The 7983-nt window shown below is 68.1% G+C and carries 10 protein-coding genes; all 10 read right to left on the reverse strand.

Features of this window, described 5'->3' with window-relative positions:
- On the reverse strand, positions 1-1156 hold a 1156-nt coding region (locus Y705_RS16305; protein ID WP_155849827.1), incomplete at its 3' end, for a LamG-like jellyroll fold domain-containing protein.
- Positions 1153-2463: a baseplate J/gp47 family protein gene (locus tag Y705_RS0100735; protein ID WP_026531482.1), complete on the reverse strand. Its 1311-nt coding sequence runs from the start codon at positions 2461-2463 to the stop codon at positions 1153-1155. The genes Y705_RS0100735 and Y705_RS16305, both read right to left, overlap by 4 nt.
- Positions 2464-2468: 5 nt before the next feature.
- On the reverse strand, positions 2469-2999 hold the full coding sequence (locus Y705_RS0100740) for a hypothetical protein (RefSeq protein ID WP_026531483.1): 531 nt from the start codon (positions 2997-2999) through the stop codon (positions 2469-2471).
- Positions 2996-3346, reverse strand: a complete 351-nt coding sequence (locus Y705_RS16310; protein ID WP_049822054.1) for a hypothetical protein — start codon at positions 3344-3346, stop codon at positions 2996-2998. The genes Y705_RS0100740 and Y705_RS16310 overlap by 4 nt, the downstream gene beginning before the upstream one ends.
- A complete protein-coding gene (locus tag Y705_RS0100750; RefSeq protein WP_155849828.1) occupies positions 3346-5130 on the reverse strand; it encodes a hypothetical protein in 1785 nt (594 codons plus the stop codon). The genes Y705_RS16310 and Y705_RS0100750 overlap by 1 nt, the downstream gene beginning before the upstream one ends.
- 8 nt (positions 5131-5138) lie before the next feature.
- Positions 5139-5564 (reverse strand): hypothetical protein, encoded by a 426-nt coding sequence (locus Y705_RS0100755; protein ID WP_026531485.1) that lies wholly within the window; start codon positions 5562-5564, stop codon positions 5139-5141.
- Between the two features lie 31 nt (positions 5565-5595).
- Positions 5596-6102, reverse strand: coding sequence for a hypothetical protein (locus Y705_RS0100760; protein ID WP_049822055.1), 507 nt, complete (start codon positions 6100-6102; stop codon positions 5596-5598).
- On the reverse strand, positions 6099-6401 hold the full coding sequence (locus tag Y705_RS0100765) for a hypothetical protein (RefSeq protein ID WP_026531487.1): 303 nt from the start codon (positions 6399-6401) through the stop codon (positions 6099-6101). Before Y705_RS0100765 ends, Y705_RS0100760 begins: the two co-directional genes overlap by 4 nt.
- Before the next feature lie 5 nt (positions 6402-6406).
- Positions 6407-6799 carry a hypothetical protein gene (locus tag Y705_RS0100770; protein ID WP_026531488.1) on the reverse strand — a complete coding sequence of 131 codons (393 nt, stop codon included), beginning with the start codon at positions 6797-6799 and terminating at the stop codon, positions 6407-6409.
- A 10-nt stretch (positions 6800-6809) separates the two neighbouring features.
- Positions 6810-7931 (reverse strand): hypothetical protein, encoded by a 1122-nt coding sequence (locus Y705_RS0100775; RefSeq protein ID WP_026531489.1) that lies wholly within the window; start codon positions 7929-7931, stop codon positions 6810-6812.
- Positions 7932-7983: the final 52 nt, after the last annotated feature.

Here is a 7983-nt window from a genome sequence, read left to right on the forward strand (position 1 = left end):
CGCCGATGGCTCCCAGCCCGCCAGCCGACGTGGCCGCAACCTCGACCCCGTTGACGACGAGTGCCCAACTGTCGGCGAGTGGCCGCGCGGGGTCGCGCCGGAGCACGGCGGCAACATGGCTGAAGCGGTCGGTGGGCAGGTTGGCGGCCGCCGATACCTGAAGGGTCAACGCCCCGTCGAAGATCGTGGCGCGGACCGCGCCGGCGACCCCGAGCCCTACGTCGCCAACCTCGATCGACAATCCTGTGCCGGCGCCGACGCGTGACACCACCGTGCCGACCGTGGTCGTGGGGTCGGGGCGGACGAAGCACTCGACGGTGAACGACGCGGTGGCCGCGATGTCGAAATCGGCCGACGAGCCGACCGTGATGGTGCCACCGGCTCCGAATCGGGCGGCGTACTCGTACCGCCCGCGGTGGAGGAGATCCACCGCGCCGGCGGCTGTGCCGTGGTGCGGGGTGCGCCCGGGGAATGCCGCGGTCGCATCGGTGATCGCCGGGGTTGAGCCCGGCCGGTCGTCGGCGTGGTACAGCGCCGTCGTGACCGGGTCGAAGGAGTAGGGCGTCGGTGGGAACCTCGGTACCCCGAGATCCTGGCCGAGGCGGTCGAGGCTCGCGCCGACGGCGGTATCCACGGCTCGCGGCTCGCGCACCCGGTCCCGCAGGAGGGTGAGACGGTCGCGCTCGACGCCCAGCACCCACAGCAGACGGGCTGTCGTTCCGAGCAAGGCGGTGACAATCCAGTGGCCGGCGGCAGGGCTCGGCACTCCGCCGTTCCCTTGCCGCAGGAACCGCAGCCGGGTCGCGGGGCCGGACCCTGTGGGCAACGGGAGCACCAGCGCGTCGCCGGGACCGGTGCCGGGGGGCACTGTCACCGTGGTAGACGCCGTGCCACCGGTGAACGCCGGGTCGCCGAAGACCGCGGTCAGGGTGGTGCCGTCGGGGACAACACGGAGGGCACGCAGGACGTAGCTGGGCTCGGGCATCCGGTTGAAGGTGGCCCGGTGCGCAGCGAAGTTATACGTCGCGACCGTGAGCTGGTCAGGCGTGACGCCGGGCTGCAATACGAGGTCAAGCAGGTCGGCGCCCGGGGCGAAGGGTGCCGTGAGCCTATGCGACATCGCTGCAACAGCCGGCGGCGCGGCGAGCATGGTCATGGAGTCACGACCTCGATGACGGTAAGCCCCGAGTCGGGTCGGAACATTGCCAGCTCGGTGGGGCTCATCGCGAGGTTCTCGCCGATCGCAGCCTCGACGGGCACGGATAGGTAGGCCACCCCGCCCAGCGTGATCCGACCGAGGACGGCTGGTCCGCGTCGCAGGTGCAACCCCTGCACGTCGATTACCCCCGGCTCGTCGGTAAAGGCACGCATCACCTGTGAGGACAGGACGTCGTTGCCGAGGCGGAGGGCGGCGGCCTCAGTGCCGATGCGGTCCATGATCCGGGCGAGCAGCGCCGCCTGGTCGTAGCCCGGCTCGACCACGACGGTGGCGCGCAGTCCGATGTCGATGTGGTCGGCCTCAATGATGCTGGGGTGGATGCCGGGCGGGCGGACGAGGTCGAGGGCGGCGCGGACACGCTCGACCACCCCGGGCACCGCGCCGGTGGTTTCCCATGGCCAGCGGTACTCGTGGGCGACCACGACGTCAAAGGTATAGACTTCGCCGAGGCGCCGCTCGGCAGAGAAGAGCCGCTGCCCGAAGTCAAAGGCGTTGAAGTACGACTGCGTGACGTCCACACCGCCCAAAGGGTCGGAGACCATCACATCGACCACGCCGTCGACGCCAAACACCGCCTGCTGTACCGACTCCAGGGTCCACCAGGTGCGCGACGTGCCGAGCAGCCGACCCCGGTAGACGTCGTCGGCCTCGGGTGTCCCTCCACCGGTCAGCGTGACGGCGTTGGTGACTGCAAGGGTGGCCGGGGCGTAGTCCGAGAAGCGGGCCGCGAGCTGGACCGGATCGATGGTTGTCAGGTCTCCGGCCAGGACGTTGCCCACGGAGCCCCGGATGAGACACCCGACGGTCACCTCCGCGGTCGGTACGGCGGCGGTGAGCGTCACGACACCCTCGGTCGTGAAGGCGAGGCTCGGTACAGCGGTGCTGACGATGACGGTCGCATCGCCGACGACATACTCTCTTCCCGGGAGACCGCTGGACAGGGTGAGGGTCACCGAGCCGGTCGCGAAGGCCTCGCGCCGCACGATGCCGACGTCCTCCCCGAGCAGGTCCAGGCTGTCGCCGACCGCCGTGGAGACGAACCCTGCGTAATAGCTGTCCTCGATCCGCTTCCAAATTTCGGCGTCCTCAAGCACCGTGACCTCGATGATTTTGCGCAGCGGACTCGTGGGGGTGAGGTCCACGTCCCGGCCGAACGCGTCGCGGGCGCGCTCGAAGGCCTCGCCGAGCAGCACGTCGAGGCCCTTCACCACAAAACCCGCGGAAGTGACGCCGTAATCGCTCATCGCTCCTACCACCTCACGTCGACGAGGAGGGTCAAGCTTCCGGGACCACGGGAGCCCCTGGGCATGGCCGCCGCGAGGGAAGCCATGCTGATCGCTGAAGCGCTACTGGCCGGCCCCCCCGCCACCGGGGTCACGGTGATCTCGGCGACGGCGACTCGGCGGTCACTGCCCGGCCCCGCCGCCTCGGGATGTGCGGCGCCGTACTCCGGATCGTCGTCGAAGAGAACCCGCTCGACCGACGCTACGCGGGGGTCTCCGGCGACCGTGCGGATCAGGTTGAGCCGCAGCACTTCTTTCGTCAGGGCACGGGTCAGTCCGACCGTGAAGGCATCGGTGACGTCGAGCCCGTAGGCCGCGCTCAGCCGATCGCTGGCCCATATGGTGCGGATCCTTAGCAGTAGGCCTTGCTCGAGGTTGTCGGCGCCGGCGACCTCGCGCAGCCGGCCGTTCTCCAGCACCAGGTCGCCGTCCTCGAGGAGCAGGGACCGGCCATAGGCCGACACCTCCTGCTGGTCCTGGAGCGACGGGGCCGTCACGACACCACCGCCCTGTTCTGTCCGGCGCTCTGCACCCGCCAGGTCCCCGGGGCCGGGGCCAGACCGTCGGTTAGGCCCTGAGCGTTGTCGAGCAGTACGGGCTGGCCCCCCACGGTGAGCTTGGGGGTGGGACCGGTGAGGACCGAGGTCACGAGTGTGCAGGGCTTGGTGGGAGGTGGGGCGGTGACTGTCGGAGTCCCGCAGCCACTGACGGAGGCGCCCATCACGTCGGCCTGTACCAGCACGGACTTGCCGTTGACCTTGAGCTTGCTCTGGCCGGCGCCGAGCGTCACGGTTCCGCCGTGGGGACAGACGAGGGTGGACCCGGTCGTCAGGACGGCAGCCACTACGACACCGCCACCGAGGAGCCGGACACCTTGAGGGTCACCGAGCCGTTGCCCAGGCTGATCCCCTTGTGATCGGTGGTGATGGACAGGGCGCCGTCGCTGGCCACGGTGATCTTGGTGCCGCTGCTGTGCTCGATGACGATCGTGTCGTCTGCCTGAACGGTGGGCCGAGTTCCCACGCTCTTCAAAGCGGAGGCTCCCACCAGGATGTGGAGGCTGCGCGCGTGTACGGCACGACACCCCCGGGCGTCCACCAAGTCGTTGACCCCCTTGCCGGTCGGCTTCCCGTCGGACCCGATCTCCGTGGGCAGGGCGAGCCAGTAGTCACCCGCCTCGTTTTTGGGCGGCGTGGCGCGCGGCTCGGTGGGCCATAGCCAGCCGGCGACGATCGCATCGTTGGTCGCTGAGCGATGGTGCACCACGAGGGCCCGCATGCCGGCATAGACCGGCGTCATCAGGCCGACCTTGTCGAAGGCGAACACTGAGGCGAGCGGTTTCTTGAGTAGCTGCGCTCGGTCGCTGACGGGGGCGTCGACGCTGGGCGCCGTCACGTCCGGCCCGGCGGCCTGCAGGTAGTTCATCGTCACCCTATGGGCGTCGTCCGGCTCGCTGGTGTCGCCGGGGACGTACGCCGTGGCCTGGCCGACACTGATGACGGGGTTGTTCTGGCGGGTAGTGATCAGGGTGCGGTTCCACTCGTCGACGACGGTGGCCGGCCCCACCTGGGGCCGTGCGCGCACTCCCTCGGCCGCGTCGGTGAGGGTGACCTGGCAGACATAGCCCGAGCCGGTGCCGTACTTGTGCTTGACCTGGCTGATGCGCACCGGTCGGGAAGGGTTAGCGTCCAGCCCGGTCACCTTGACCGTTTGTCCCACACGCAGGCCCGGATGTCCGAGCACGGACACGGTTCGCCAGTTTTCGACAACCCGTTCGCCCTCTGCGGGCATGTCGAAGGCCGTCGTGGGTGTGGGCGCGGTCCCGGTTGGCCGGCCACCTCCGCCAGGTCCTCCGGACGCGCCACCGGGGGCGTCGCTGGGCTTCGACTCCTGCTGTCCCTGTTCGAGCGCGGCGATGTTGGTCCTGGGGTCGAAGTCGACAGGTGCCTTCCCCCTACCGACCGCCGGCCCGATCGCGACCGTTCCGTCAGCGATGACGAGCGGCTTTCTGGCCAGGTCGGTCAGCTGGGTCAGGGCGGCGAGCACCGACCCGCCGACGATCGTGTAGTCCCGAGCGGATGTGTCGAGCGTCGATCCGCTCACGAGCTGGATACCGCCCTCGATCTCGCCCTTGACGGAGTCGAGCAGTTCGTGGACCACGTCGTCCAGTGGTGCGTTGCCGCTGAGCGCCACGGAGGCCGGCTTGTGCTGCATGACATAGCCGGCCTCCTCGTGGCCGGTGACCTCGACCTTGACGTGCCCGTCCTCCTGAGGAGAGGCCTTGACGCCGACGACCCGGCCGCGCATGACAGGGTGGTCGCCGAAGAGCGCCAGCGGGTTGTCGAAGTAGCCGAGGCTGATCGACACCGAAAGCTTCCCGTCACCGTAGGAGGAGCGCAGCAATTCGAAGTCCTTGTCCGGCAGGTCCGTGACGGTGATCTTGAACTGGTCGGCGGTGGCACCCTCGGCCATGGTGATCTCGACGTCCACGTCGAGGATCAACCCCAGGCTGTAGACGTTGTTGGTAATTGTCAGGGGCAGCCCGAAGCCGAAGGCTGAGGCGACCCCCGCTCCCACCCCGCCTCCAGCGCCGGTGGTCTTCGTGATAACGATTCTGTGCCAGATCATGAAGGCGCTCATTGCGGCCTCACCTTCACGGTGACGATGGATCCGAAGGAGCCTGCGGCGTTGAGGTTGCCCAACGCGATCCGTGCCTCGACCATGAACAGCCGCAGGTCGCCCACGGTGTGGACGATGCCCGGCAGTATTCGTCGGCGCATCAGCGGCACGTCGCCCGCGTCGCTCTGGCAGAGGACGGCGACCACCAGCATCCCCTTGACCGGGACCTCCGGCCGGTCGCCCACCACATCGATGGGTGTGTGGGGGTCAGCCGGCCACCGAGGGAGTATCGCCTCGGCGACGTTGACGTAGAGCTCGGTGCGGTAGGTGTGCGGACCGAGCGCGAACAGGAAGGACTGCGGAAAGCCCTCGTCCGCGATCACCGGCAAGGTGAGGTAGGACGACGTCTCGACTCCTGCGTCCAGCGGTGCGGAGCGGCTCAACGGGGCCTCCTCCCGAATGGCGTACAGGGGGTCATGGCGCGGGTGTGCGGGTGACCGGGTTGGGTGGCGGCACCGAGGGCAGCAGGGCCGTCGTCGTGGCGAGGGCAATGTCCAGCCCTTCGCCGATCAGGGTGTTCAGTGCCGACCGGGGCACGTGGGTGAGCGTCATCTCAAGGTCGAGCGCTTCACGCTTGCCGGTGCTGTGGGTGAAGGTCAGGGACGTGATCTGCATGTCGAGGCTTACCGTCATACCTGAAACGACAGGGATACCGGTGATGGCGAAGGCCGGCGCTGCAGCCGCGGCGGCGACTCGGGTGGTGAGGGCGAGTGTCTCGAGGGCCTTCTTGTAAAGCAGTCGTGACTGACCGAAGAGCACCGCGCTGATCTTGATGGTCTTCTCGGAGGGTGCTACCGCCTGGGAGAACCTGCTGCCCAGGATGCGCTGGATCTTGTAGCCGTCGGTGAGCACCATGCTCTGCACCGCGAAAAGCGGAACCGGTCCGACGAGTATGGGCGGGTTGCCCTCGAGGATGATCATGACCGGCTCGAGAGCTCGCGCTCCAGCTCCTCGTACACCCGGGCGACTATGGCGTCGGCGACGCCCGGGTCGAGGTTCCCGACCACCTCAATCTCGACCGGGAACCAGTAGTGCACCTCGTCCGGTCCCTTCGACAGTGCCGGCTCCAGGTCGTGGCCGCCTGACAGCTCGGAGGAAATGCGGGCGGCGCTTCCCGAGGTGGGAAGGACGTACTCACCCTCGTGCACCAGCGCGATGCCGGTCGTCTCGACCCGGTCACCGACGTTGACCGGAGGCCCGTTCTCGGTGGCTTCATCCATGGCGGCTACTCCTCAATGCTCACGCTCAGGGCCATGCAGGTGAAATTGGCCTGCGGAACGCCGTCGGTGACCACGTTGCTTGGGGTGGCCGAAGTGACCATGCAACGCTGGAACTTCATCGCCTTGAAGGCCCAGTCGGTGCCGATGCTCTCGGCCACGGCCACCTGGAACTCGCCCCCGGTGAGGGCGAGCTCGACCAGGTCGGCCACGGCAATGGCGTTGGCGGGCACGGCCATGGTGAACGTGAAGGTCATGGGCTGCCTCACGACACCCACGTTGTCCGCTTCCAGACTGTGAATAACGGTGTGGTTCAGGGTGAACGTCGGCGAGAAGCTCGTGATCGGGCTGATCGTTTTGTCCCCGAGCTTGACCTCGAGGCGGGTGTTCCAGTCGGGCATCGGTCCGCTCCTATTCGAACTGCAGGGTCACGTCAAGGCGGTGGATGGCGCCCTCGTAGTCGATCTGGGCGAGCACCTGAACGACCCGCTGTGCCTGCGCGTCGTTGATTTGGCCGAGCTCGGACGCGCTGAGAGTCGCGGGCGGCTTGTCCAGCAGATTGAGGATCGGCATGGTGATCTGGAAGCCGCCGATGACCCCGTCCCGCATGAGCGGCTCCAGAACCGCCTCCATCCGTGCGACCAGGGCCCGTAGTCCGGTGCGGCTGATGCGGACGTTGCCGACCGACTTGATCAGCTGCGCCTTAAGGAGGAAGGACACGCTGTCGATGGTGCGGACGATGTCGATGAACTTCTTCCCCCCGCCCGGGTTCCCGGTGTAGCCTTCGCCCAGGTGGACCGCGCCGCCGGGAATCAGGGCCAGGTCTACCAGCCAGTTGACGCCTTGCCCGGCCGGTCCGGTGCCGAAGGCTTCCGAGCCGTTGATCTGGTCGATTTCCGCGGCAGAAAACGGCCCGCTGTCGATGTTCACCTGCTTGAGAAGCATCGACACGTGCGGCTGGTAGCCGGCAATCGTGCCCGCGACGGCGGCTGCGGCGTCCTCGTCGCTCTTGTGGGCGACATAGACCATGCGGTCGCTCGCGAGCCCGCCAGCGACGATGGTCGGATCGGTGGCGTCGCGATCCAGCATGGCGACACCGATGCGCTCCTTACCGTCCGCGCCGGTCTGGGACACCGAGATGACGTGGTCGACGAGACGGCTGATCGCGCCGGTGGCAGAAGTCGTGTCGAGTGGTACGTCGGCCAGCGCCACGATCTGCACGTCCCTGGTGCCCAGGGCATCCAGCCCGGCCTGCCAGTCGGGAGTCGTTCGATCGACACAGACGGCGGTCACCTGGTTGGGACCAGGGCTCTGGGCGAAGGCCATGGCGACCGCGGCCCCGAGAGCCCCCGGGGCGCGGCGGCGAGCCTCGCTGGGATCGGTGAACACGGCAAGGTCACCGACGGTGAGGATATCGGCGGGAGGGGTGGCAGGGGGGGCTACCGTGCCGACGATGGCGACGTTGCCATAGGCCCGCACCGGCGGGGCGAACAGGTTCGAAACCGGGTTCACCCGAATGTAGCGGATGGTCATTGTCGGGTCCTATCTCGGGCTGTGGGGGCCGTCGATCCGTAAAACTTGCGGG

It is taken from the genome of Arthrobacter sp. H41 (genome assembly GCF_000520535.1).
Classification (GTDB): Bacteria; Actinomycetota; Actinomycetes; order Actinomycetales; family Micrococcaceae; genus Arthrobacter_D.

Coding starts and splice junctions, on each gene's coding strand:
- Y705_RS0100735 (WP_026531482.1), bottom strand. CDS start 2,463: ATGAGCGATTACGGCGTCACTTCCGCGGGTTTTGTGGTGAAGGGCCTC.
- Y705_RS0100750 (WP_155849828.1), bottom strand. CDS start 5,130: ATGATCTGGCACAGAATCGTTATCACGAAGACCACCGGCGCTGGAGGC.
- Y705_RS0100760 (WP_049822055.1), bottom strand. CDS start 6,102: ATGATCATCCTCGAGGGCAACCCGCCCATACTCGTCGGACCGGTTCCG.
- Y705_RS0100765 (WP_026531487.1), bottom strand. CDS start 6,401: ATGGATGAAGCCACCGAGAACGGGCCTCCGGTCAACGTCGGTGACCGG.
- Y705_RS0100770 (WP_026531488.1), bottom strand. CDS start 6,799: ATGCCCGACTGGAACACCCGCCTCGAGGTCAAGCTCGGGGACAAAACG.
- Y705_RS0100775 (WP_026531489.1), bottom strand. CDS start 7,931: ATGACCATCCGCTACATTCGGGTGAACCCGGTTTCGAACCTGTTCGCC.